20 protein-coding genes are annotated in these 23008 nt (G+C 71.3%); 8 read left to right on the forward strand and 12 right to left on the reverse strand.

From position 1 onward, the window contains the following. Window positions 1–68: 68 nt before the first annotated feature. The 10 genes from LQ326_RS24370 to LQ326_RS24415 all read right to left on the reverse strand — a co-directional run bounded on the left by LQ326_RS24370 (window position 69) and on the right by LQ326_RS24415 (window position 11628). Window positions 69–1385 carry a pectate lyase family protein gene (locus LQ326_RS24370; protein WP_434056956.1) on the reverse strand — a complete coding sequence of 439 codons (1317 nt, stop codon included), beginning with the start codon at window positions 1383–1385 and terminating at the stop codon, window positions 69–71. Between the two features lie 13 nt (window positions 1386–1398). Next, complete coding sequence (locus LQ326_RS24375; protein ID WP_234539687.1) at window positions 1399–2175, reverse strand: rhamnogalacturonan acetylesterase; 777 nt, start codon at window positions 2173–2175, stop codon at window positions 1399–1401. 97 nt (window positions 2176–2272) lie between these two features. Continuing rightward, complete coding sequence (locus LQ326_RS24380) at window positions 2273–3607, reverse strand: ABC transporter substrate-binding protein (RefSeq protein ID WP_234539688.1); 1335 nt, start codon at window positions 3605–3607, stop codon at window positions 2273–2275. A 34-nt stretch (window positions 3608–3641) separates the two neighbouring features. Further along, window positions 3642–5159, reverse strand: coding sequence for a glycoside hydrolase family 43 protein (locus LQ326_RS24385; RefSeq protein ID WP_234539689.1), 1518 nt, complete (start codon window positions 5157–5159; stop codon window positions 3642–3644). Next, window positions 5156–6304, reverse strand: coding sequence for a Gfo/Idh/MocA family protein (locus LQ326_RS24390; RefSeq protein ID WP_234539691.1), 1149 nt, complete (start codon window positions 6302–6304; stop codon window positions 5156–5158). The genes LQ326_RS24385 and LQ326_RS24390 overlap by 4 nt, the downstream gene beginning before the upstream one ends. A gap of 70 nt (window positions 6305–6374) precedes the next feature. Further along, window positions 6375–7259 (reverse strand): carbohydrate ABC transporter permease, encoded by an 885-nt coding sequence (locus LQ326_RS24395; protein WP_234539692.1) that lies wholly within the window; start codon window positions 7257–7259, stop codon window positions 6375–6377. Continuing rightward, window positions 7256–8191, reverse strand: coding sequence for a carbohydrate ABC transporter permease (locus LQ326_RS24400; RefSeq protein WP_234539694.1), 936 nt, complete (start codon window positions 8189–8191; stop codon window positions 7256–7258). Before LQ326_RS24400 ends, LQ326_RS24395 begins: the two co-directional genes overlap by 4 nt. A gap of 154 nt (window positions 8192–8345) precedes the next feature. Then, window positions 8346–10076, reverse strand: a complete 1731-nt coding sequence (gene araD / locus LQ326_RS24405; protein ID WP_234539695.1) for an L-arabinonate dehydratase — start codon at window positions 10074–10076, stop codon at window positions 8346–8348. Further along, window positions 10064–10975 carry a dihydrodipicolinate synthase family protein gene (locus LQ326_RS24410; protein WP_234539696.1) on the reverse strand — a complete coding sequence of 304 codons (912 nt, stop codon included), beginning with the start codon at window positions 10973–10975 and terminating at the stop codon, window positions 10064–10066. Before LQ326_RS24410 ends, araD begins: the two co-directional genes overlap by 13 nt. Then, on the reverse strand, window positions 10972–11628 hold the full coding sequence (locus LQ326_RS24415; RefSeq protein WP_234539698.1) for a GntR family transcriptional regulator: 657 nt from the start codon (window positions 11626–11628) through the stop codon (window positions 10972–10974). The genes LQ326_RS24410 and LQ326_RS24415 overlap by 4 nt, the downstream gene beginning before the upstream one ends. Before the next feature lie 457 nt (window positions 11629–12085). On the opposite strand from LQ326_RS24415, the gene LQ326_RS24420 reads away from it, so the two are divergent. Beyond that, window positions 12086–13315 (forward strand): MFS transporter, encoded by a 1230-nt coding sequence (locus LQ326_RS24420; RefSeq protein ID WP_234539699.1) that lies wholly within the window; start codon window positions 12086–12088, stop codon window positions 13313–13315. Here LQ326_RS24420 and LQ326_RS24425 read toward each other — a convergent pair. Together LQ326_RS24425 and LQ326_RS24430 are read right to left on the reverse strand one after the other, a co-directional pair. Further along, entirely contained in the window at window positions 13258–14415 is a 1158-nt protein-coding gene (locus LQ326_RS24425) for a hypothetical protein (protein WP_234539775.1), read from the reverse strand. The two genes, LQ326_RS24420 and LQ326_RS24425, sit on opposite strands and share 58 nt — an antisense overlap. Window positions 14416–14453: 38 nt before the next feature. Continuing rightward, window positions 14454–15395 (reverse strand): 5-dehydro-4-deoxyglucarate dehydratase, encoded by a 942-nt coding sequence (locus LQ326_RS24430; RefSeq protein WP_234539700.1) that lies wholly within the window; start codon window positions 15393–15395, stop codon window positions 14454–14456. A 255-nt stretch (window positions 15396–15650) separates the two neighbouring features. Between LQ326_RS24430 and LQ326_RS24435 the strand changes: the two genes are divergently transcribed. From LQ326_RS24435 to LQ326_RS24465, 7 genes are all read left to right on the forward strand, one after another. Then, window positions 15651–16460 carry an NAD-dependent epimerase/dehydratase family protein gene (locus LQ326_RS24435; protein WP_234539702.1) on the forward strand — a complete coding sequence of 270 codons (810 nt, stop codon included), beginning with the start codon at window positions 15651–15653 and terminating at the stop codon, window positions 16458–16460. Between the two features lie 297 nt (window positions 16461–16757). Further along, a complete protein-coding gene (locus LQ326_RS24440) occupies window positions 16758–17528 on the forward strand; it encodes a DeoR/GlpR family DNA-binding transcription regulator (protein ID WP_234539703.1) in 771 nt (256 codons plus the stop codon). A gap of 105 nt (window positions 17529–17633) precedes the next feature. After that, on the forward strand, window positions 17634–19004 hold the full coding sequence (locus LQ326_RS24445; RefSeq protein ID WP_234539704.1) for an ABC transporter substrate-binding protein: 1371 nt from the start codon (window positions 17634–17636) through the stop codon (window positions 19002–19004). Beyond that, on the forward strand, window positions 19001–19942 hold the full coding sequence (locus tag LQ326_RS24450) for a carbohydrate ABC transporter permease (RefSeq protein ID WP_234539706.1): 942 nt from the start codon (window positions 19001–19003) through the stop codon (window positions 19940–19942). Before LQ326_RS24445 ends, LQ326_RS24450 begins: the two co-directional genes overlap by 4 nt. Continuing rightward, entirely contained in the window at window positions 19939–20775 is an 837-nt protein-coding gene (locus tag LQ326_RS24455; RefSeq protein ID WP_234539708.1) for a carbohydrate ABC transporter permease, read from the forward strand. Before LQ326_RS24450 ends, LQ326_RS24455 begins: the two co-directional genes overlap by 4 nt. Beyond that, the gene (locus tag LQ326_RS24460) at window positions 20772–21761 is read left to right on the forward strand and encodes a zinc-dependent alcohol dehydrogenase family protein (RefSeq protein WP_234539710.1); all 990 of its coding nucleotides are present in this window, start codon (window positions 20772–20774) and stop codon (window positions 21759–21761) included. Before LQ326_RS24455 ends, LQ326_RS24460 begins: the two co-directional genes overlap by 4 nt. A gap of 71 nt (window positions 21762–21832) precedes the next feature. Beyond that, entirely contained in the window at window positions 21833–23005 is a 1173-nt protein-coding gene (locus tag LQ326_RS24465; RefSeq protein ID WP_234539776.1) for a TerD family protein, read from the forward strand. Window positions 23006–23008 lie beyond the last annotated feature (3 nt).

Below are 23008 nucleotides of genomic sequence, written 5' to 3' on the forward strand. Positions count from 1 at the left end.
GTCCTTCGCTGTGGGGGGGGTGGGGCGGGCCGGGGCCGGTCGTGCCCCGGCCCGGTCACGCACGCGCGTCAGCGCAGCCGGCCGGCGCCCGCGCCGCAGTCGACGATGCGCGGCACGGCCCGCGCCGGATCGACCTTCGTGCGCAGGGCCGGGGTCCAGGTGGAGCCCGCCGTGAGGGTCTCGGCCGGGATCTGCGCGTTGTGGACGGCGATCAGATCCGTCAGCTCGCCGTTGACGTAGTTGTCGTCGGCGGTGAGCGTCGACTCGTTCCACTTCTTCAGGATCGAGCCCGCCTTGACCGTGTCGGGCAGGGTGAACGCGTTGTGCTCGGCGACGAGTTGGGACTCCTTCCCGATGCCGTAGCTGTAGCCGTAGCCGTCCTCGGCGACGAAGTGGTTGTTGTAGGAGTCGACCTGCCCGAACCGCACCCGCGGCGCCCGCTCCACCAGGTTGGAGAACAGGTTGTGGTGGAAGGTCACCCGGAGGTGCCCGCGGTCGACGGCAGCGGTGGACGCGCTGTCGCTGTTGCCGATGAGGATCGTCTTGTCGTGGTCCGCGAAGACGTTCCAGGAGGCCGTGACGTAGTCGGCGCCCTTGACGATGTCCAGCTCGCCGTCGTGCTGCTCGTAGATCCGCCCGAAGTAGTAGGGCAGCGTGCTGTCGGGGTGATCACCGTCGGTGAACGTGTTGTGGTCCATCCACACATGGGTCGACCCGTAGATCACCGCGCTGTCGTACTCGGAGTTCCAGTTGCCGGCGGCGGTGTCGGTCGGGTCCCACTGCGGGAAGCAGTCGAGGGGGCTCTCGAAGCTCAGGTTGCGGACGATGACGTTGTCGACGGCCTTGATCTGCAGGCTGGCGCCCTTGAAGCCGGCGTCCTCGCCGATGCCGACGATGGTGGTGTTGGCCGGGACGTACGCCTTGATGTACGCGTCCTGCTGGGCGGCGGAGGCGCGGCGCAGCCCCTCCGGGCTGTCGTCGGGCTCGTTGTCCAGGTTGGTGGAGCGGCCCCAGGCCTCAGGTGAGTACGTGGCGAGGTAGGTGTCGAAGTCGTAGCCGGGCACGGCGAACGAGTCACAGCTCGGCCCGTCCGCGTCGATCGTCCCCTTGACTCTGATGATCTTCGGTGCGCTGCCGCCGTCGGCGAGTGCCGCCTTGAACTGGTCCCAGGTGGTGACGGTGTAGACGTGCGCGGAGTCGGCGGCGGCCCCGCCGGTGGTCCCGGTGGTGGCGGCGCCCCAGCCGTCGTCCGCGGACAGCACCTGCCGGTCGGGCGCGACCCGGTGCGGGGCCGCGGCCTGGGCGGTTCCGGTCACGGCCAGCACGAGAGCCGTGCAGCCCACGACCGCACCTATGACACGTCCATGACATTTCTGTGTACGCACTGTGCGGGTCTCCTCAGCTTGCGGGTGGCCAGGTGATCCAGGAGGTGGGGATGGACTGGTGCAGCCGGATGACGTCGTGCCGGGCGAGCACCCGGGTGCGCAGCAGCTCCTGCGCCACGAGCCGGGCCACGGCGATGGCCCCCGGCGGGTTGAAGTGCGTGTTGTCCTGCTCGGTGTCCGTCCAGTTGAAGTACGTCTTGGTCGTCTCGACTCCGAGCGCCTGCCACAGCGCGAGCGACAGCGCCTCGATGTCGAGCAGCGCGACCCGTTCCCGCGCGGCCAGCGCGCGCATGGCCGCCGGGTAGTCGCCGTGCGTCGGCACGGCGTTGCCGTCGGCGTCGAACCGCCGCCGCTCGACCGGGGTGGCGAGAACCGGCCGCGCACCGTGCGCACGGGCGCCTTCGACGAAGAGCCGCAGATGGTCCTGGTACGTGCTCCAGGGCTCGGTGTACCGGGTGGGATCGTCGCTCTTCTCGTCGTTGTGCGCGAACTGGACGAGCAGCAGGTCGTGCGGCCGGATGGTGGCGAGGATGGCGTCGAGCCGCCCTTCGTCGACGAAGCTCTTGGAACTACGGCCGTTGACGGCCTGGTTGGAGACGCCGATTTCCTTCCGGAGGAAAAAGGGGATCGCCATTCCCCATCCGGTCTCGGGAGCCGCGTCGGCGAATTTCTGGGCGGCGGTGGAGTCTCCGGCGATGTAAAGCGTGCGGCGGTCCTTCCCGGGAGAACGACCGACGAGCGGAACGGCGGCGAGAGCCGCGGAAGTTACCTGTCTGCGCGTAAGGGACACAAGCATCGCCTTTCAAACAGGGGTGAGGAACCGCGCCCCAAAGGGGCGCGGGGAACTGCGCAACCAGCCACAACCGGCCCGCAGCCGAAAAACTGCCTCAGTGATTCTTCTTCCAGTCCGCCTGCGCCTTGTTCAGCTGATCGGCCAACGTGTCCAGGAACTCCTTCGCCGTCATCTTCCCGAGCAGCACCTTCTGGAAGTTCGGCTCGTTGCCGGCCTTGGAGACGGTGTTCCAGTCCGGCAGATAGTAAGGAAGCTGCACGATCTTCGTCGTGGCCCCGCTGAGCGCCTCGGCCGCCAGCTTCGTCGGCTCCGACGCCCGCACCCAAGCGTCCTGCGCCGCCTCGTCGTTCGCCGGCACCTGCCCCGCCGACTCGTTCCACTTGCTGTTGGACGCGTGGGACGCGGCGAACTCGATGAACTTCCAGGCGGCGGCCTTGTTCTTGCCGGACTTGAAAAGACCGAGACCGTCGACGGGATTGGAGACCTGCACCCGGGTCCCGTCGTCCAGTGTCGGGTTCGGAATCCCCCTGAACTTGCCGCTCAGCGCCTTCTCGTGGTCGGCGTAGGAACCGAGGTTGTGGCTCAGCATCCCGATCGTGCCGGAATCCCACTGCGCGACCATCTTGGTGAAGTCGTTGTTGACGTCGGCGGACGGGGTGTCCTTCTTGTACAGGCCGGTGTACTTCTCCAGCGCGGTGACGTTCTTCGGGTCGTTGACGGTGGTCTTGTCACCATTCCAGAAGGAGGTGATCCCGCTCTGCCCGTACATGGCGTCCAGCGCCTGGGCGATGGACCCCTCGCCGCCCCGGATGGTGTACCCGAACCTGTTCTTCGCCCGGTCGGTGAGTTTGCCGGCGGCCGTGTAGAAGTTCGTCCAGGTGGTCGGCGGTGCCAGCTTGACCGCGCTGAACAGGTCGGTCCGGTACCAGAGCGTGCCGTTGTTCGCGGAGGTCGGCACGGAGTACGTCTCTCCGTCACCGCCCGCGGACTTCACGCTCTCCAGGAACTTCTCGTTGAGCTTGCCGTTCAGCGAGCTCTTCGCGAGCCGGCTGTCCAGCGGTTCCAGGGCACCCTGCGCGGCGATCTCCGCGAGCATGGCGGTGCCGACGCCGCCGACGTCGGGCAGTCCGCCGCCCTGGATGGCGGTGTCGTACTTGGACTGAACACTGGCGGCCGGCACCCCGACGTACGTGACCTTGATGCCGGGGTTCTGCTTCTCGAAGTCGGCGATGATCTCCTTCCACACGTCGGTGCGGACACCGCCGTTGTTGTCCCAGAAGGTGATCGTGCCCTTCCCCGAGCCCTCGCCGCCCTTGCCCCCCGCGCTGCCACTGCCGTCGTCGCCGCAGGCGGTGGCGGTCAGCGCGAGCACGGAGCCCAGGGCGACGGCGACGGCCGCGCGCCTGCTTCTGCGGATGCTGCTCTTCATTGATCGGCTCTCTTCTGTCTGGTCTGGCTACGGATCAGCAGGGAGTGACGCGGAAGTGCGTGAAGGTGGCGGCCCCGGCGGCGCCCGGTCCCTCGGGCGCGGCGGCGAAGAGCCCGAGCAGGGCGCCGACCCAGCGCCAGGGAGTGGCGGTGAACACCGGTCCGGACGCTACGAAGCCCGCCCCGACGTCGTACGAGAACCGGCACCGCGCCCCCGCGCCGATCCCGATCCGCAGCCGGGCCCGGCCCCCGGGCGCGGGGCAGGACGGGCCGGCGTCCCGTTCCCGGTCGGCGGCGGCCTCCGCGAACCGGTGCACGAGCCGCACGCCTCCGCCCGGCCGGCACTCCAGCCCGATCCAGCCGAACGCGTCCCCGAGCACCACGAGCCCCGCCCGCGCACCGGGCTCCGCGCGGTCCAGCCGCAGTTCCACCTCCACCACGCACGGCGTCCCGGGCAGCCGCTGGGTCAGCACGTGCGGCAGCCGGCGCGGGTCGTGCGCGTCCCCCGAGCGCACGCATGCCAGCCGCAGGCCGTCCCCCGAGTGCTGGGTGGCCCACCCCGCCGCCGGATTGGCCGTCCACTGCCACTGCCGGCCGAACCGCCCGCCGGGGAAGTCGTCGCCGGTGGCGGGCGCGGCGGGCGGCTGCGCCGGCAGCGCGGGCCTCGGGTGGACGGCGACGGGCGCGCCGGCGTCCCCGATCACCGGCCAGCCTCCCCCGTCCCCCCAGCGCATCGGCTGAAGGTGGACGACCCTGCCGTACGCCCCCCGCTGCTGGAAGTGCAGGAACCAGTCCTCGCCGGCCCCGGTCCGCACCCAGCCGCCCTGGTGCGGTCCGTTGACGTCGGTGTCCTTCTGCTCCAGGACGATCCGTTCCTCGTACGGCCCGAAGAACCCGCGCGAGCGGAGGGCGCCCTGCCAGCCGGTCGCCACTCCCCCGGCGGGGGCGAGGATCCAGAACCAGCCGTCGTGCCGGTAGAGCTTGGGGCCCTCCAGGGTGAACCACCCCGGTATCCGGTCCCCGTCGACGATCACCTTTCCGGCGTCGAGCAGCGAGCTGCCGTCGGGGTGCATCCGGTGCCCGGTGAGCCGGTTGTTGACACCGGAGCGGGACTTCGCCCAGGCGTGGACGAGGTACGCCTCACCCGTCTCGTCGTCCCACAGCGGGCAGGGGTCGATGAGTCCCCGGCCCTCCTTCACCAGGTGCGGCCGGCTCCACGGCCCCCTGATCTCGGGGGCGTTGACCTGGAAGATGCCCTGGTCGGGGTCGCCCCAGAAGATCCAGAAACGGTCGTCGTGGTGCCGTAACGAAGGGGCCCAGACCCCGTGGTCGTGGCGCGGGGCGGTGAACCGCTCCTCGGGTTCGAGGCGTTCGAGGGCGTGGCCGACCAGGGTCCAGTTGACCAGGTCGCGGGAGTGCAGCAGGGGCAGGCCGGGGACGCGGCCGAAGCTGGAGGCGGTGAGGTAGAAGTCGTCGCCGACGCGGACGACGTCCGGGTCGGACCAGTCGGCGTTCAGGACGGGGTTGGTGTATGTCTGTCCGTCGTCCGTCATGTGCTCACCTCGTTCGGCGGCTCCCAGGGGGCGCCGAGTTCGGAGTAGAGGGAGAGGGTGTCGGCGCAGGCCGCGACCAGTGCGTCGATGCCGGTCACGACCCGGCGCCCGTCCTCGGGGAGGTGGTGCCAGGCGTCGGCGGGCAGCGCGAGAGGGTCGTCGGCCAGCCGGATCGCTTCGACGACCTTCATGAAGGCGCCGGTCGCGTCCGGCTCCACCAGCAGGTCCGCCCCGGTGGTGAGATGGCCGGCGAGGTTCTCCAGCAGGTCCGTGCTGCCGTACTCGGTCTCCTCCGGGCCGCGGCCCGCCCGCTGCACCAGCACCCGGTCCTGCTTGTACCAGTGGGTGATCCGGCCGCTGGTGCCGTGCACCAGGACGTAGGGGTCGCCCGGCTCCTCGGCGCAGAGCGTGGCGGCGACCACGACCGGGCCGCGCGGCGTGGTGACGCGGACACATGAGGTGTCGTCGGACTCGATGTCGTTGGCGCGCAGCAGTTCGGTCTCGATGCCGGTGACGTCCTCGGCGCGGTCGGTGCCGAGCAGCGCGAGGCCGGTGGCGACGGCGTGCGCGAGGGGGTTGGTGAGGACCCCGTCGACGACGTCGACGCCGTTCAGCCGCCGCCTGCCGGCCCAGGGCGCCCGCCGGTAGTAGGACTCGGGCCGGGCCCAGGCACCCGCGCCGCCCACTCCCACCACGTCACCGATGGCGCCCTCGGCGATCAGCCGCCGGATCGCGGGCACGGCGTGCGAGCCCAGCGACTGGAAGCCGATCTGGCAGGCCACACCCGCCTTCGCGACCCCGTCGGCCATCCGCCGGAACTCCGCGTACGACGGCGCCGGCGGCTTCTCGAGGAGCAGGTGCACGCCCCGCTCGGCGGCCGTCAGGGCCAGGTCCGTGTGGGTGGGGATCGGGGTGCAGATCACGGCGATCCTGGCGCCGGTCGCGTCGAGCAGGGCGCCGAAGTCCGGGGACTGGGCGGGCCGGCCGAGCCCCTCGGGCAGCTCGTCCGCGCCCAGCGGGGTCAGCTCGCAGATCCCGGCGAGCCGTACGATCCCCTTCTCCTGGAGCCGGCGGATGTTCTCCAGATGCCAGCGGCCGTGGCCGCGTGCTCCCGCCAGAACGACGTCGATGGGTGAAGAGTTCACAGCGTCCTCCCTGCGTTGCCGATCTTCGCGTGCAGGGTAAGCGTCCGCCCTCGGCGGCCCGGAAGGCGTCTCATCCCTTCACCGCCCCCGCGCTGAAGCCGGTGATCAGCCACTTCTGGATGAAGGCGAAGACGATCACGACGGGTACCGCGGCGATGATCCCGCCCGCGGCCAGCGCGCCCAGGTCCACGCTGTCGGCGCTCATCAGGGTGTTGAGGCCGACCGGGATGGTCTGCTTGCTCTGGTCGGAGAGGAACATCAGGGCGAACAGGAAGTGGTTCCAGGCGTGCACGAAGGCGAAGGAGCCGACCGCGATCAGCCCTGGCCGCAGCAGCGGCAGCACGACGATCCGGAAGGCGGTGAGCCGGCCGCAGCCGTCGACCCAGGCGGCCTCCTCCAGGGAGTACGGCACGTTCCTGATGAAGCCGCTGATCAGGATCATCGACAGCGGGAGCTGGAAGACCGTCTCGGCGATGACGACGCTGCCGAGCGAGTTGATCATCTGGAGCTTCGCGAAGATCTGGAAGAGCGGGACCAGGAGCAGCGCGCCCGGCACGAACTGGGAGCAGAGCAGGGCCAGCATGAAGCCGCGCTTGAGCCTGAAGTCGAAGCGGGCGAGGGCGTAGCCGCCGGCCAGCGCGACGACCGTGGTCAGCACCAGCGTCGAGACGCCGACGTAGACGCTGTTGGTGAAGTAGGTGGCGAAGCTGCGCTCGGTCCACACCTTATGGAAGTGCTCGAAGGTGACCGGCCAGGGGACCAGCGAGGTGGAGCCGGCCGGGCGGAGCGCGAAGAGCAGGATCCAGTAGAAGGGGATCAGGGTGAAGAGGAGGTAGATCCCGAGGGGCAGGTAGATCTGCCAGCGCGGGACCTCGTCCCAGGCGCGGCGCTTCTTCCCCGGCCGGGCGGGTTCGGTGACGACGGGCCCGGCCGCGGGGGCGATCTCGGTGATCACTTCGTCTCGCCTCCGAACTTGCTGATCCGCAGGTAGACGATCGAGCAGAAGAGCAGGATCACGAAGGCCACGGTGGTCAGCGCGGACGCGTAGCCGAAGTCGTGGGCGTCGACGCTGGTGTTGGCGACGTAGAGGGGTAGCGTCGTCGTCTCCCCCGCCGGGCCGCCGCCCGTCAGGGTGTAGAGCAGGTCGACGTTGTTGAACTCCCACACCGCGCGCAGCAGCGTGGACAGGACGATGGCGTCCTTGAGGTGCGGCAGCGTGATGTGCCAGAACTGCTTGGCACGGCCGGCCCCGTCGACCTCCGCCGCCTCGTACAGGTCCTTGGAGACGGACTGGAGGTCGGCCAGGATGAGGATCGCGAAGAACGGCACGCCCCGCCACAGGTCGGCGACCACGGCCGCCGGGAAGACGGTCGAGGGGTCGGAGAGCCAGCTGGTGCCGTACGACCCGATGCCCGCGTCGGCGAGGTAACGCGTCACGCCGGTCTGCGAGTTGTACAGCAGCACCCAGATCGCGGAGGTCAGCACACCGGAGACGGCCCACGGCGAGAAGACCAGCGCCCGCCCGAGCGCCCGCCCCGCGAACGTCTGGTTGACGATCAGCGCCAGCGCGAGCCCGCACAGCAGCTGCAACCCGACCTCCACCACGACCCACTTGGCGCTGAAGGTCAGCGTGTCCCAGAACTGCGGGTCGTGCGCGAAGGCCTGGGTGAAGTTGCCGAAGCCCGCGAAGCCGTTCCGCCAGGGCTTGGTCGGGTTGTAGTTCTGCAGGCTGTAGTAGAAGACGCTGAGCACCGGGTAGGCGATGAAGCCCAGCATCAGCAGGGCCGCCGGGGCGATCAGCAGATACGGCAGCCTGCGCGGCGTCGCGGAGGCACGGCGCCGCGGGGGTGGCGCGGGCGGTTTCGCCACGGCTGCGGCTTGGGCCATGACCTGTTCTCCGTTCGCGATGGGGAGGAGCCGCCCGAAGTGCGTCCGTGAGGGGCGGTGGACGGGTGACGGGTGACGGGTGGGCAGTTGCAGGGAGTGTGGGAAGCGCTTGCTACATGGGCATGGCTGAAGCGCTTCGACGGTCGTCTGGGGGTCAGCCCGCGTACGGGTCCGGGACTTCTCCCGGCCGGGCCAGGAACTCGAAGTCGCAGCCGGTGTCGGCCTGGGTGATCTGCTGGTCGTAGAGCGCGCCGTACCCGCGCCCGTACCGCACCGGCGGCGGCGTCCACGCGGCCCGGCGCCGCGCCAGCTCCTCCTCGTCCACGTTGAGCCGCAGGGTGCGGGCCGCGACGTCCAGGGTGATGGAGTCCCCGGTGCGGACGAGCGCGAGGGGTCCGCCGACGTGCGACTCGGGCGCGATGTGCAGCACGCAGGTGCCGTAGCTGGTGCCGCTCATCCGGGCGTCGGAGATCCGCACCATGTCCCGCACGCCCTGCTTGAGGAGGTGGCCGGGGATGGGCAGCATGCCGTACTCGGGCATGCCGGGGCCGCCCTTGGGCCCGGCGCCCCGCAGCACGAGCACGCTGTCGGCGGTGATCCCGAGGGAAGGATCGTCGATGGTGCGCTGCATGGTCCGGTAGTCGTCGAAGACGACGGCCGGGCCGGTGTGCTTGAGCAGGTGCGGCTCGGCGGCGATGTGCTTGATGACCGCGCCGTCCGGGCAGAGGTTGCCGCGCAGCACGGCGACCCCGCCTTCGGCGGCCACCGGGTTGTCGCGGGGCCGGATGACGTCGTCGTGGTGCACCCGGGCGCCGGCCAGCTGCTCACGGTAGGTGTCGTACGACACCGTCGGCCGGTCCAGGTGGAGCAGGTCGGGGATGCGGGAGAGGAAGCCGGGCAGGCCGCCCGCGAAGTGGAAGTCCTCCATGAGGTACGTCCGGCCGCCGGGGCGGACGTTGGCGAGGACGGGCACGGTGCGGGCGATGCGGTCGAAGTCGTCGAGGGTGAGCCGCACCCCCGCCCGCCCGGCCATGGCGATGAGGTGGATGACGGCGTTGGTGGAGCCGCCGAGCCCGAGGACGGTGGTGACAGCGTCCTCGAAGGCGTCGGAGGTCAGGAGGTGGGAGAGCCGCCGGTCCCGGTGCACCAGCTCGACGATCCGCATCCCCGCCTGGGCCGCCATCCGGTCGTGCCCGGAGTCGACGGCCGGGATGCTGGACGCGCCCGGGACGGTCACGCCGAGCGCCTCGGCGGCGGCGGTGAGGGTGGAGGCCGTGCCCATCGTCATGCAGTGACCGGGCGACCGGGCCAGCCCGCTCTCCAGCTCCAGCAGCTCGCAGTCGCCGATGAGACCGGCGCGCTTGTCGTCCCAGTACTTCCACATGTCGGTGCCGGAGCCGAGGACCTCGCCCCGCCAGTGGCCCGGGAGCATGGGTCCCGCGGGCACGAAGACGGCCGGCAGGTCGACGGAGGCCGCGCCCATGAGGAGGGCCGGGGTGGACTTGTCGCAGCCGCCCATCAGCACCGCCCCGTCGACCGGGTACGACCGCAGCAGTTCCTCGGTCTCCATGGCGAGGAGGTTGCGGTAGAGCATCGGGGTCGGCTTCTGGAAGGTCTCCGAGAGGGTGGAGACGGGGAACTCCAGCGGGAATCCGCCCGCCTGCCAGACGCCCCGCTTGACCGCCTGCGCCCGGTCACGGAGGTGCACATGGCAGGGGTTGATGTCCGACCAGGTGTTGAGGATCGCGATGACCGGCTTGCCGAGGTGTTCCTCGGGGAGGTAGCCGAGCTGGCGGGTGCGGGCGCGGTGGCTGAAGGCGCGGAGCCCTTCGGTGCCGTACCACTGGTGGCTTCTGAGTTCCTCCGGCTTCTTCACAGCGGCCATCCGGCGGCTATGGCGGCGACCTCGGCGCGCTCGGCGTCGGGCAGCTGCCTGCTGGGCGGGCGGACGTCGCGGCGGCACAGGCCGAGGGAGGCGAGGGCCTCCTTGACGACGGTGACGTTGTCGGCGGAGCCGTTCGCGGCGCGGAGTTCCTCGAAGCGGCGGATCTGTTCCCAGACCTTCATGGCGGCCGGGTAGTCACCTGATCGAAGCGCTTCGATCATGTTCAGCGAAACGGCCGGGGCGACGTTCACCAGGCCGGAGGTGAAGCCGGTGGCACCGGCCGAGAAGTAGGAGGGCGCGTAGGGCTCGGCGAGCCCGGCGACCCAGACGAAGCGGTCGAGCCCCGCGTCACGGGCGAAGGCGGCGAACTTGGCGGCGTCCGGGACGGCGTACTTGACGCCGATCACGTTGGGGCAGGCGTCGGCGAGTTCGGCGAGGCGGGCGCCGGGAAGCTGGGCGTTGCGGATGTAGGGGACGACGCCGAGTTCGGGGACGGACGCGGCGATGGCCCGGTGGTAGTCCACCCAGCCGGACTGGGAGACGTAGGGATGGACGGGCTGGTGGACCATCACCATCTGCGCGCCGTGCTCACGGGCGTGCCGGGCGGTGGCGACGGCGGTCGCGATGTCGTGCCCGACCCCGACCAGGACGACCGCCCGGCCGCCGGCCTCGTCGAGGGTCGACTCGGTGACGAGCCGCCGCTCCTCGGGGGCGAGGGCGTAGAACTCGCCGGTGTTTCCGTTGGGGGTGAGGGTGCGGACGCCGCCGTCCAGGAGCCGGCGCAGCAGGGTCCGGTGGGCGTCCTGGTCGACGCCGCCGTCCTCGGCGAAGGGGGTCACCGGGATGGCCACCACGTCGGCCAGGGCCGCCCGTTGGGTCTCGAACGCCACGCTGCTCATTCCTGGCCTTCCTGCTCGGCTGCCTGGGGGAACGCCCGCTCGACGAAGGACGCGATGTGGGTGTGCAGGGCGCGGGCGGCGCCGTCGGCGTCGCCGTCCAGCGCCAGCCGCAGGATCTCGCGGTGCTCACCTGCCTCCCGCTCCCAGGAGGGGGAGGCGGCCCAGGCGACGGCGGAGACGAGGGCGGCCTGGTCGCGGACCTCGTCGAGCATCCGGCCGAGGAGCGGGTTGCCGCACGGGAGGTAGAGGGCGCGGTGGAAGTCACGGTTGGCGAGGGAGCGTTCGGCGGTGTCGGTGGCGTCGTCGGCACGGGTGAGGGCGGAGCGGGCGGCGTCCAGGGAGGCGCCTCGCCGCACCGCCCGGCGCAGCGCCTCGGGTTCGAGGAGCAGCCGTACGTCGTAGACCTCGCGCGCCATGTCCGCGTCCACCATGCGCACCGTGACGCCCTTGTACTGGCTCATCACGACCAGCCCGGTCCCGGCCAGGGTCTTGAGCGCCTCCCGCACGGGGGTCTTGGACACCCCGAACTGCGCGGCGAGCTCGGTCTCCACCAGGGCCTGACCGGGCGTCAGCCGTCCCGTGAGGATGCGGTGTTTGATCGCGTCCAGCACGAACTGCGTGCGCGACGGAATCGGCATGGGCACAGAGGTCATGCGCGCCTCTCGGGGTCACGTATCAGGCCGGGGGCCCGATCTGACATATCTGATCTCGCGTATCACGTCTCATATATGACGTACGAAGTACGACGCGGATGAAGGTAGGAGGACGGCCGTGTTTCGTCAATGCTTCCGGCAGAAATGGCTGAGGGGAGGGAGCCCGGCCAACGGACCGGGCGGCCGTGCCGGTTCCGAACGCCGCGTGGGGAGGGTCGCCCGGAGTGGGCGGGCCGGCGCTTCGCGGAGGAGCGGACGGGGGCGGGGCCCGGCAGCCTGTGACGACGGACACGGCCGGGCCCCGACCCCGTCGGGCCACCGCCGTCTCCCGGGTCAGGACAGGTCCCCGCCGGACGGGCCGCCCGGGGAACCCGCGCCGCGCCGGCTCCTTCCCGCCGTCGTTCTAAGGCATCTTCCCGATCCCCGCGCCCCGGCCTTAGATCCACGATGACCAGGCATGACGACCTCCTCATGGGCCGTGGTCCGCCTGCTGCGCGACCGTAACGCCGTCCTGTACCTCACCGGCGTCGTGGTGTCCGGCTTCGGCACCTCCGCGCTCTGGCTCGTGTCCGGCGTCTGGGTCAAGGACCTCACCGGCTCCGACGGCCTCGCCGCCCTGTGCACCGCCGCCCTCTGGGCCCCCACCCTCCTCGGCCCCGCCCTCGGCACCCTCGCCGACCGCGTCCGCCGCAGGCCCCTGGTGATTCTCACGAACCTCGCCCTCGCGCTCCTCCTGCTGCCCCTGTGGACGGTCGCCTCCCCGGCCTCCGTGTGGCTGCTCTTCGCCGTCCTCGTCCTCTACGGCGCGGCGGGCGTGGTCGAGGACACGGCCACCTCCGCCCTGGTCGTCACCGCCGTCGACCCCGCTCTGCTCGGCGACTTCAACGGGCTGCGGATGACCGCGCGCGAGGGCATGAAGCTGGTCGCCCCGCTGACCGGCGCCGCGCTGTACACGGCGTACGGCGGGCCGGGCGTGGCGCTGCTGGACGCCTGCACCTTCGTGCTGGCGGCCGGGCTGTGCGCGCTGCTGCGGGTGCGTGAGGAGCGGCCCGAGCGGGTTCGCGGCGGCTGGCGGCGGCAGACCGCCGAGGGGGTCCGGCTGCTCTGGGCGCATCAGGACCTGCGGCCGCTGGTCCGGGCCGGCGGCGTCACGATGTGCCTCGCCTCGCTCGGCAGCAGCCTGAACTACGCCGTCGTGGCCGCCCTCGGCCACTCCCCCGCCTACACGGGGGTGCTGTACGCCGTCCAGGGCGTCGGCTCGGTCGGCGTCGGGCTGGTCGCGGGGCCCGCGCTGCGGCGGCTCGGGGAGCGGCGGTTCGCGGCGTACGGGATCGCGCTGACGGGGGTGGCGGTGGCCGGCCGTGCGGTGCCATGCGACACGGCACTGCTCGCCTGCGGCCTCGCCGGCGGTCTCGGCCTCCCCTGTGTGCTGATCGCCGCCCACACCGCCGTGCAGCGCGCGATCCCGGCCGCCGCGCTGGGGCGGGCGACCGCGACGGCCGACACGCTGATGTTCGCACCGAACGTGCTCGGACTGGCCGTCGGGGCCGCCCTCGTCGAACTCGTCGACCACCGGCTGCTGTTGCCGGTCCTGGGCGGCGCGCTGCTCGCCACCGCCGGGTCACTGGCTCAGCGCAGCGCCTCCCGCACCGCGGCCAGGTCGCCGTCGGACGCCAACCCGGCGTGATACAGCCGCAGTTCGGTCGCGCCCCGGGAACGGGCGCGCTCCGCGTCCGCCGCGAGGGTCCCGGGGCTGCCGCCCATCCCGGAGACCACCGTGAAGTTGGCGGCGAGGACCGTGTCCTTTCGCGCGTGCTCGGCGAAGGGCGTCAGCAGGGCCGTACCGCCCGTGCAGGGCACCACGACGCCGTCCGCGACGGACAGGATCCAGGCAGGGTCCACTCCGGCGTTGGCACCGCAGTGGTAGGTCACCGGGTCCGCGTGCAGGAGGACCTGGAAGCCCGCGGGCGCCGCGGCGCGTACGGCGGCGACGGCCGTCTCCTGGAGCGTGCGGGCCTGCCCGTCGCGCCACGCGCGCGTGGCCGCCGCCACCGGCTCGCCGAGCAGCTTCTCCACCGTCGGCCAGCCGGCGTCGTCCGGCGCGCCCCGCCACAGCGGCTCCAGCGCCTCGCGCACGGCGGCGGCCAACTCATCCGCGTCCAGGCCCTGTTCGCCGTATCCGGCCCGGCACGCGGGGCAGAAGCAGAGCGCCATCAGGTACTGGCCGGCGTCCCCGAGGCCGACCCCGGCCGTCTTGTCATGGGCGTGCAGGTGCTGGAGGCCGTACCAGCCGAGGGACTCCAGTTCGGTGCCGGCCGCGCCGGGACGGACGGCGGCCTCGGCGGCGAGGCCGGCGAGGTACGCGCGCGTGGCGGGCTGGGCGATGCAGGGCGCCCACGGGTAGCGGTCGCCGTAGGCGTTGACGACCGAGGTGTCCGGATGGTCGGCGCCCAGGAGGGAGTTGTGGGCGAGGACCACCCAGGTGTGGACGTCGAGGCCGGCGCCGCGCAGGGCTTCGGCCGCCTCGCCGAAGGCGTCGCCCGGGGCCCAGTCGCCGGCCGGGTAGGGGCGCAGCTCGCGGCCCGTCCAGCGGTCGTCCACGGGGTAGTAGACGGCCGCGTGTCCGGCGGTGACGATGCGGTGGCGCGGGTGGCGGGGGGTCAGCGCGCGGGTGGAGTGGTAGGCGGAGGCCAGCGTCACCTGGGCGACGCCGAGCGCGGCGACGCGGTCCGGGGCCCCGGGGTCGCCGTTGACGTCCCAGGGGTAGACGAAGGCCGACGTCTTCAGCCGCCCCGCCCCGGTTCCTCCCGTTCCTCCCGACGCCGTCACGCGTCCTCCGCCAGGAGTGCGTACCCGCGCTCGATCAGCTGGGCGAGCTGCTTGACATGGTCCTCGGTCGGTTCGTGCAGCGGGGGGCGGACCTCGCCGACGTCCAGGCCGCGCAGCCGTACCCCGGCCTTGACGAGCGAGACGGCGTATCCCCGGCCCTGGGCGCGGAGTTCGACGAACGGGCGGTAGAAACCGTCGAGCAGGCGTTCCGTCGTCGCCCGGTCCCCCTCGCGCAGGGCAGTGTGGAAGGCGAGGGCGATCTCGGGGACGAAGCAGAAGACGGCCGAGGAGTAGAGGTCGATGCCGATGGCCTGGTAGGCGAGCTGGGTCTGTTCGGCGGTGGGCAGGCCGTTGAAGTAGAGGAAGTCGCCGGGGACCTCGGTGCGGACGGCGCTGACGATGCGCTGCATGAGGTCCAGGTCGCCGAGGCCGTCCTTGAAGCCGATGATGCCCTCGGTGCGGGCGAGTTCGACGACCGTCGGCGGGGTGAACACGGCGTTGTCGCGCTGGTAGACGATCACGGGGAGGCCGGTCGCGGCCGCCACCTCCCGGTAGTGCCGCAGCAGGCCCTCCTGGCCGGCGACCACCAGGTAGGGCGGCATGGCGAGGAGGCCGTCGGCGCCCGCGGCCTCGGCGAGACGCGCGTAGCGTACGGCGAGCGCGGTGCCGTAGCCGGCGCCGGCGACCACCGGCACGCGTCCGCCGGCCGCCGCCACGGCCGCGCCCACACAGGCCTCGAACTCCTCCGGCAGCAGCGCGTGGAACTCCCCCGTGCCGCAGCCGGCGAACACCGCGGCGGCGCCGGCCTCGACGCCCCGGCGGACGTGCTCGCGGTAGGCGTCGAGGTCGAGGGAGCCGTCGGGGCCGTAGGCGGTCACGGGGAAGAAGAGCGGCCCGCGCGGGTCACGAAGCCGGGCGGCGAGAGGTGCTGGCGTCACGGGCGCTCCCTGTCGATGCATGTGTCTGTCAACGCATGTCTCTGTCGATGCATGTTTCTGATCGATGTCCATATTCATGAACGCGACCACGGTACGAGGCACCATTGGCGCCGGTCAAGCCGCGAAACGGGCGACACACGGGCGGATCACCCCACTCCACGGCACACTTGACTCCCTACGCCCCGACTCCCTAGCGTGTCCATGAATGTGAATCTCGTACACGGACACGACCGGCGCTGATCAAGGAGACCGTGGATGCCCACTCCCCGCACGCTGCTGCTCACCGGCGCCGCCGGCGGACTCGGCACCCTGATGCGGTCCCTGCTCCCGGAGTACGGCTACGAACTGCGCCTCTTCGACGTGCGCCCGGTCGAGGGCGAACCGGACGCCATCACCGCCGACCTCGGCGACCAGGACGCGCTGCGGGCTGCGGTGCGGGGCGTGGACGCGGTCCTGCACCTCGCGGGGATCTCCCTGGAGGCTCCGTTCGAGAAGATCCTCCGCTCGAACATCGAGGGCACCTACAACCTGTACGAGGCCGCCCGCGAGGCCGGCGTGCCACGGGTCGTCTTCGCCTCCTCCAACCACGCCGTCGGCTTCACCCCGGCCCCGCGGCCCGGTGCCCCCCTCATCCCGGTCGACACCCCGCGCCGCCCGGACACCTTCTACGGCCTGTCCAAGTCGTTCGGCGAGGACCTCGCCCAGCTCTACTGGGACAGGCACGGCCTGGAGACGGTCTCCGTCCGCATCGGCTCCTGCTTCGCGGAACCGGCCGACGTGCGGATGCTCTCGGTGTGGATGAGCCCCGCCGACGGCGCCCGCCTCTTCCACGCGGCCCTGACCGCCGAGGAGGTCGGCCACACCGTCGTCTACGGCTCCTCCGCCAACACCCGGCTGTGGTGGGACCTGACCAGCGCGCGGGCGCTCGGTTACGAACCGCAGGACGACTCCGAGCAGTTCGCCGCCAAGCTGATCGCCGAGCACGGCGAACTGGACCCGCACAAGCCCGCCCACACCCACCTCGGCGGCCGCTTCGTCGACGACCCGCCGATCTGGCCGTACTGAACGGCCGCGCCGAGGGGCGTACTCGACGGCCGCACTCGACGGCCGTACCGAAAACGATCGCTCACGACGGCGGGCGGGCACCGAACGGGCCCGCCCGCTGTGGTGTTCGGGCACGGATCATGCCCGATCCCACGTCCCCCGCAGCAGCGCCCCAGGTCCGAGACGGGCACGCCCGAGCACAACCGGGCGCATACGGGCAGCATCGGGCCGGCAACAGGCCTGGTCAGCGCCGTACGCCGGCGGTACAACTTCCCCCATGGCCCGAACGGGCAGCTCCACAGGGAGGTGGGTGACGGCATGAGCACCAGGACGGCGGAAGAGCGCCAGCGCGAGATCGTGCGGGCCGCCCGGACCACCGGCTCCGTGGACGTCACCGCGCTCGCCGCCGAGCTGGGCGTGGCCAAGGAGACCATCCGGCGCGATCTGCGCACCCTGGAGGACCACGGGCTGGTGCGGCGCACCCACGGCGGCGCCTACCCGGTGGAGAGCGCCGGTTTCGAGACCACGCTCGCGTTCCGGTCGACCAGCCATGTCCCGGAGAAGCGCCGGATCGCGTCCGCCGCCGCCGAGTTGCTGGGCGACGCCGAGACCGTCTTCGTCGACGAGGGCTTCACCCCCCGGCTCATCGCCGAGGCGCTGCCCGGGGACCGGCCGCTGACCGTGGTCACCGCGTCCCTGCCGGTGGCGGGCGCGCTCGCGGAGGCCGAGAACGTCTCGGTACTGCTGCTCGGCGGCCGGGTCCGCTCCGGCACCCTCGCCACCGTCGACCACTGGACGACGAAGATGCTCGCCGGTTTCGTCATCGACCTCGCCTACATCGGCGCCAACGGCATCACCCGCGAACACGGCCTGACCACCCCCGATCCGGCGGTCAGCGAGGTGAAGGCGCAGGCGATCCGGGCCGCGCGCCGCACGGTGTTCGCGGGCGTGCACACCAAGTTCGGGGCGGTCAGCTTCTGCCGGTTCGCGGAGATCGGCGAGCTGGAAGCCATCGTCACCAGCACCCTGCTGCCCGCCTCCGAGGCCCACCGCTACTCGCTCCAGGGCCCACAGGTCATCCGCGTCTGACATCGAGCCGACCCAACCGTCCGACACACCGCACGCCGTCCCCGAACGGCACACCCACGCCCGCACAGGCCCCTTATATCCCCATAAGTTCTCCAGGAGCACCCCATGCGAACCCAGAGCCGACGAACGCCCCGTGCCCTGTTTGCGGTGGCCGCCGCAGGAACGCTGATCACCCCGCTGCTCGCCGGCTGCTCGGGGGCCGGCGCGGGCGGTGGTTCCTCCGCCCACTCCATCAACGTCCTGATGGTGAACAACCCGCAGATGGTGGAGCTGCAGAAGCTCACCAAGGACAGCTTCACCAAGGACACCGGGATCAAGGTGAACTTCACCGTCCTGCCCGAGAACGACGTCCGGGACAAGATCAGCCAGGACTTCGCCAACCAGGCCGGCCAGTACGACGTCGCCACCCTCTCCAACTACGAGATCCCGATCTACGCCAAGAACGGCTGGCTGGAGCCGATCGACTCGTACGTCGGGAAGGACACCGCCTTCGACCAGCAGGACGTCCTCAAGCCGATGCGGCAGGCCCTCACCGCGGCGGACGGCAAGCTCTACGGTGAGCCGTTCTACGGCGAGTCGTCCTTCCTGATGTACCGCAAGGACGTCTTCCAGAAGAAGGGGCTGACCATGCCGGCCCGTCCCACCTGGCAGCAGGTCGCCGGACTGGCCGCCAAGGCGGACGGCGCCGAGTCCGGCATGAAGGGCATCTGCCTGCGCGGGCTGCCCGGCTGGGGCGAGATGCTGGCCCCGCTGACCACGGTCGTCAACACCTTCGGCGGCACCTGGTTCGACAAGGACTGGAAGGCCCGGCTGGACGCCCCCGCGTTCAAGCAGGCCACGCGGTTCTACGTCGACCTGGTGCGCAAGCACGGCGAGTCCGGCGCCGCCCAGTCCGGGTTCGCCGAGTGCCTGAACGACATGACGCAGGGCAAGACCGCGATGTGGTACGACGCCACCTCCGGCGCGGGCTCGCTGGAGGCCGCCGGCTCCCCGGTCAAGGGCAAGATCGGGTACGTGCCGGCGCCGGTCGAGAAGACCGACAGCTCCGGCTGGCTCTACACCTGGGCGTGGGGCATCCAGAAGGCGTCCAAGAACCCCGGCGACGCCTGGAAGTTCATCTCGTGGGCCTCCGGCAAGGACTACGAGAAGCTCGTGGGCGAGAAGGCGGGCTGGGCCAACGTGCCGGCCGGCAAGCGCGCGTCGACGTACGACATCCCGCAGTACCGCAAGGAGGCGGCCGCCTTCGCGGACGTCACCCGGGACGCCATCGCCGGTGCCAAGCCGAACGACCCGGGCGTGCAGCCCCGGCCCGCGCCCGGCATCCAGTTCGTCGACATCCCCGAGTTCACCGACCTGGGCACCAAGGTCTCCCAGGAGATCAGCTCGGCCGTCGCCGGCCAGCAGTCCGTGGACGACGCGCTGAAGAAGGCCCAGAAGCTCGCCGAGGCCGTCGGCAAGAAGTACGAGGGATCATGACCGCCACCGCCTCCCCCCGGGTCGCCGCCGCCACCGCGCGGCCGGCGCCCCGGCCGCCCTCCGACCGTCTGCGCACCTGGGCCACCCGGGCCCCGCTGCTGCCCGCGCTGGTCTTCATGATCGTGGTGACCCAGCTGCCGTTCGTGGCGACCGTGGTGATCTCGTTCTTCGACTGGAACGCCCTCTACCCGAAGGACCGCCACTTCACCGGCATCGACAACTACCGCCAGGTCCTGACCGACCCGGACCTGCGCCACTCGGTGTGGACGACGGCCTTGCTGACGGTCACCGTGGTGCTGGTCAGCCTGGTCCTCGGACTGGTGGTGGCGCTGCTGCTCAACCGGAGGTTCCGGGGCCGCGGCGTGGTCCGCACGCTGATGATCGCACCGTTCCTGATCGTCCCGGTCGCGGCGGCGCTGCTGTGGAAGCACGTCCTCTACAACCCCGAATACGGCCTGTTCAACGGCCTGTTGCACTACGTCGGCGGCCCGCAGCCGGACTGGATCTCCGACACCCCGCTGCTCGCGGTCGAGGCCGCCCTGGTGTGGCAGTGGACGCCGTTCATGATGCTGATCCTGCTGGCCGGGCTGCAGAGCCGCGACCAGCAGCAGCTGGAGGCGGCCCGGGTGGACGGCGCGAGCGACTGGCAGATCTTCCGCTACCTGACCCTCCCCCACCTGCGCCGGTACCTCGAACTCGGCGCCCTGCTGGGCTCGATCTACATCGTGCAGAACTTCGACGCGGTCTTCACCATCACCTCCGGGGGCCTCGGCACGGCCAACCTCCCCTACACCGTCTACCAGAGCTTCTACCAGGCGCACGAGAACGGCCTCGCCTCGGCCGCCGGCGTCGTGGTGGTCATCGGCTCCATCGTCATCGCGACCTTCGCCCTGCGGGTGGTGTCGTCGCTGTTCCGCGAGGAGGTGTCCCGCGCATGAACACCGCCCTGAACGCCGTACGGCGAGGCGGACTCGGGCTGGTCGCCTGGCTGACCGGGATCGTGTTCTTCCTGCCCATCGCCTGGATGGCACTGACGTCCTTCCACTCCGAGTCGGACGCGGCGACCAACCCGCCCTCCTTCACCGCCGCCCTCACCCTGGACGGCTACCGCGAGTTCTTCGGCGTCGGCGGCGGAGCGAGCCCGTGGCCCGCGCTGGTCAACTCGGCGATGGCGTCGGTGTTCTCGACGCTCCTCGTCCTCCTGCTGTCCTTCCCGGCGGCCTACGCGCTGTCGATCCGCCGGGTGCGCAAGTGGACGGACGTCCTGTTCTTCTTCCTCTCCACGAAGATGCTGCCGGCCGTGGCGGGCCTGCTGCCGGTCTACCTGTTCGCGAAGAACGCCGGGATGCTCGACAACATCTGGCTCCTGGTCATCCTGTACACCTCCATGAACCTGCCGATCGCGGTGTGGATGATGCAGTCCTTCCTCGCCGAGGTCCCGGTCGCGGTCATCGAGGCCGCGCGGGTGGACGGGGCGCGGCTGCCGACGATCCTCGCGCGCGTGGTGGCCCCGATCTCCCTCCCGGGCATCGCCGCGACCGCGCTGATCTGCTTCATCTTCAGCTGGAACGAACTGCTCTTCGCCCGGGTGCTGACGGGCGTGGTCGCCGAGACCGCCCCTGTCTTCCTGACCGGGTTCATCACCAGCCAGGGCCTGTTCCTGGCCAAGGTGTGCGCCGCGTCGCTCGTGGTCTCCCTGCCGGTGCTCGCCGCGGGGTTCGCCGCCCAGGACAAACTCGTCCAGGGCCTGTCCTTGGGAGCCGTGAAATGAAGGCCGCCGTCATCGAGTCCGTGGGCCGCGCCGTCGTCACCGAGGTCCCCGACCCGGCACCGGGCCCCCGCGAGGTGGTCGTGGAGGTGGCCGCCTGCGGCCTGTGCGGCACCGATCTGCACATCCTCCAGGGCGAGTTCGCCCCCGAGCTGCCGATCGTGCCGGGTCACGAGTTCGCCGGCGAGGTGGTCGGCGTCGGGGCCCTGGTGACCGAGGTGGCGATCGGCGACCAGGTGGCGGTCGACCCGTCCCTGTACTGCCACGAGTGCCGGCAGTGCCGTAACGGCCACAACAACCTCTGCGAGCGCTGGGCCGCGATCGGCGTGACCGTGCCGGGCGGGGCCGCGCAGTACGCGGTGGCCCCGGTGGCCAACTGCGTCAGGCTCCCCGAGCACGTCCGCACCCAGGACGCGGCCCTGGTCGAGCCCCTGTCGTGCGCGGTGCGCGGCTACGACATCCTCCAGTCCCGGCTCGGCGCGCACGTCCTCATCTACGGCTCCGGGACCATGGGCCTGATGATGCTGGAGCTCGCCAAGCGGACCGGCGCGGCGAGCGTGGACGTGGTGGACCTGAACCCGGCCCGCCTGGAGACCGCGCGCCTGCTCGGTGTCTCCGGCTCCGCCGCGAACGCCGACGAACTGGACCGCCCCCGGGGCTGGGACGTGGTGATCGACGCGACCGGCAACGCGGCGGCGATCCAGGACGGCCTGGAGCGGGTCGCCAAGGCGGGCACGTTCCTCCAGTTCGGAGTCGCCGACTACGCGACCCGGGTGACGATCGATCCGTACCGCATCTACAACCAGGAGATCACCATCACCGGCTCCATGGCCGTCCTGCGCAGCTACGAGCGGGCGGCGGAGCTGTTCGCGAACGGGGTCCTGGACCCGGACGTCTTCATCAGCGACCGCCTCCCGCTGGGCAGCTACCCGCAGGCGCTGGAGCAGTTCGCGGCGGGGGTGGGGCGGAAGATCGTGGTGGTCCCCTGAGCCGATCGGGGGCCTCTTCCCAGGTAAGGGAACGGTAAAGCGGTGCTGTTCGTTCACGGGGCATGACAGCTATGACCCCTGGCTCGAACATCCCTCTTTCCGTCCCCCGGGTGGCGGTGGACGTCGCCGCACCGGTGCGGCTCGACGTTTCGGGCCTGCTGCTCACGAGCGACGGCAAGGTGCGCTCCGACGACGACTTCATCTTCTACAACCAGCCGGACGGGCCCGGTGTGACGTACCGCTCCGGCGGCGGTACGTCCCCGGACGCGATCATCGTCGACACGGCCGCCGTGCCGCCCGGGATCGAGAAGATCGTGGTCACCGCGAGCCCCGACGCGGCCGGCCAGACCTTCCAGGGCATCGAGCCGACGGCGACGATCCGCGACGCGGGCGACGGCTCGGTGCTGGCCACGTTCACGCCGCCGCAGCTGGGCACGGAGACGGCCCTGGTGGTCGTCGAGATCTATCTGCGGGGCGGCGCGTGGAAGGCGCGCGCCGTGGGCCAGGGGTATGCCGACGGGCTGGCCGGGATCGCGACGGACTTCGGCGTGACCGTGGAGGAGCCCGCACCCGCGCCCGCCCCGGCCACCCCGGCCGCCCCCGCCGCCCGGCCCGCGGCCCCGGCGGCTCCCCCGGTCCCGCCCGCGCCGCCCGCCCCGGGCACCGGGAAGATCAACCTCGACAAGGGCAGGGTCAGCCTCCAGAAGAACCAGACGGTGTCCCTGGTCAAGGGCGGCAGCCCGCTGCTCTCCCAGGTCATGATGGGCCTGGGCTGGGAGCCGGCGTTCCGCGGCAAGGACATCGACCTGGACGCCTCGGTCATCGCCTACGGCCCGCAGCGCAACCACGTCGACAGCTGCTACTTCGGCAAGCTGTCCATCCTGAACGGCGCGATCAAGCACTCCGGCGACAACCTCACGGGCGAGGGCGGCGGCGACGACGAGGTGATCGTGGTCGACCTCGGCCGGATCCCCCCGGAGGTCACCGGACTGGTCTTCACGGTCAACTCGTTCTCCGGCCAGAAGTTCACCGAGGTCGCCAAGGCCTACTGCCGCCTGTTGGACGCCGCGAGCGGCGAGGAACTGGTCCGCTTCGACCTCACGAGCGCCGAGGCGCAGACGGGCGTGATGATGGCGAAGCTGGTCCGGCAGTTCTCCGGGGAGTGGGACATGACGGCGATCGGCTCGTTCGTGAAGGCCCGGACGGTACGGAACATGGTCAAGCCGGGGGCGGAGGCGCTCTGACGC

It is taken from the genome of Streptomyces shenzhenensis, assembly GCF_021462265.1.
GTDB classification, from domain to species: Bacteria; Actinomycetota; Actinomycetes; order Streptomycetales; family Streptomycetaceae; genus Streptomyces; species Streptomyces shenzhenensis.

Coding starts and splice junctions, on each gene's coding strand:
- LQ326_RS24380 (WP_234539688.1), bottom strand. CDS start 3,607: ATGAAGAGCAGCATCCGCAGAAGCAGGCGCGCGGCCGTCGCCGTCGCC.
- LQ326_RS24385 (WP_234539689.1), bottom strand. CDS start 5,159: ATGACGGACGACGGACAGACATACACCAACCCCGTCCTGAACGCCGAC.
- LQ326_RS24400 (WP_234539694.1), bottom strand. CDS start 8,191: ATGGCCCAAGCCGCAGCCGTGGCGAAACCGCCCGCGCCACCCCCGCGG.
- araD (WP_234539695.1), bottom strand. CDS start 10,076: ATGGCCGCTGTGAAGAAGCCGGAGGAACTCAGAAGCCACCAGTGGTAC.
- LQ326_RS24410 (WP_234539696.1), bottom strand. CDS start 10,975: ATGAGCAGCGTGGCGTTCGAGACCCAACGGGCGGCCCTGGCCGACGTG.
- LQ326_RS24415 (WP_234539698.1), bottom strand. CDS start 11,628: ATGACCTCTGTGCCCATGCCGATTCCGTCGCGCACGCAGTTCGTGCTG.
- LQ326_RS24420 (WP_234539699.1), top strand. CDS start 12,086: ATGACGACCTCCTCATGGGCCGTGGTCCGCCTGCTGCGCGACCGTAAC.
- LQ326_RS24435 (WP_234539702.1), top strand. CDS start 15,651: ATGCCCACTCCCCGCACGCTGCTGCTCACCGGCGCCGCCGGCGGACTC.
- LQ326_RS24440 (WP_234539703.1), top strand. CDS start 16,758: ATGAGCACCAGGACGGCGGAAGAGCGCCAGCGCGAGATCGTGCGGGCC.
- LQ326_RS24445 (WP_234539704.1), top strand. CDS start 17,634: ATGCGAACCCAGAGCCGACGAACGCCCCGTGCCCTGTTTGCGGTGGCC.
- LQ326_RS24450 (WP_234539706.1), top strand. CDS start 19,001: ATGACCGCCACCGCCTCCCCCCGGGTCGCCGCCGCCACCGCGCGGCCG.
- LQ326_RS24455 (WP_234539708.1), top strand. CDS start 19,939: ATGAACACCGCCCTGAACGCCGTACGGCGAGGCGGACTCGGGCTGGTC.
- LQ326_RS24460 (WP_234539710.1), top strand. CDS start 20,772: ATGAAGGCCGCCGTCATCGAGTCCGTGGGCCGCGCCGTCGTCACCGAG.
- LQ326_RS24465 (WP_234539776.1), top strand. CDS start 21,833: ATGACCCCTGGCTCGAACATCCCTCTTTCCGTCCCCCGGGTGGCGGTG.